Annotated in this window: 2 protein-coding genes; one reads left to right on the plus strand and one right to left on the minus strand. The window is 71.4% G+C overall.

Annotated elements, in window-relative coordinates; all coding sequences use genetic code 11:
• Nucleotides 1–254, minus strand: a 254-nt coding sequence (locus ABD151_RS14275) for a DUF3499 domain-containing protein (protein WP_343995433.1), incomplete at its 3' end; no start/stop codon positions are given.
• 76 nt (nucleotides 255–330) lie between these two features.
• Between ABD151_RS14275 and ABD151_RS14280 the strand changes: the two genes are divergently transcribed.
• Nucleotides 331–718 (plus strand): metallopeptidase family protein (locus ABD151_RS14280; RefSeq protein ID WP_343995434.1); only part of this gene is annotated, 388 nt, incomplete at its 3' end.

The raw sequence follows: 718 nt of genomic DNA on the forward strand, positions 1-718 counted from the left end.
ACGGCGTCCGCGAGCGCGAGCAGGTCGTCGCTGGTCGGCTCGGCGGCCGACGGGTCCGGCGCGAGGCGCATCACTTCCCAGCCGCGCGGGGCGCTGAGCCGTTCGCTGTGCACCTCGCAGAGGTCATAGGCATGCGGCTCGGCGAAGGTGGCCAGCGGCCCCAGCACAGCGATCTGGTCGGCGTAGACGTAGGTCAGCGTGCTGATGGCGGGTCGGCCACACGCCGTACGCGAACAACGACGGGCTGGATTCACAGCGACACGCTACCTCGCGTCCCCGCAGATGGCGTTGAGGCTCGCGGTGCACCACCGGCCGATTAGGCTCACACCCGTGAGCTCACCTCGTAGAGATCGTCGCGGACGCGGAGCGCGCGGGCCGGCGATCGCACCGCCGAGGGCGCCCGGTGACCTCGCGGTGCGCGGACGCCCGAACGCCAAGCAGCGCTTCGACGCCGTGGTGTTGGGCATCGTCACCGAGATCGACCGGCGATGGAGCAGCCGGCTCGGTCTGGTCGAGTACGCCGTCGAGGACACGCCGATCGTCCCCGACGACTGGGACGACGACGCCGTGCCGCTCTCGTCCCTGGTACGGGGCATCGGCGGACAGCCGACCCGGCTGGTGCTCTTCCGGCGCCCGATCGAGAACCGGTGCGAGGGACGCGAGGAGCTCCAGGCCCTGGTGCTCACCCTGGTGGTGGAGCAGGTGGCCGACCTGCTCG

The organism is Nocardioides dubius (assembly GCF_039528155.1).
Classification (GTDB): Bacteria; Actinomycetota; Actinomycetes; order Propionibacteriales; family Nocardioidaceae; genus Nocardioides; species Nocardioides dubius.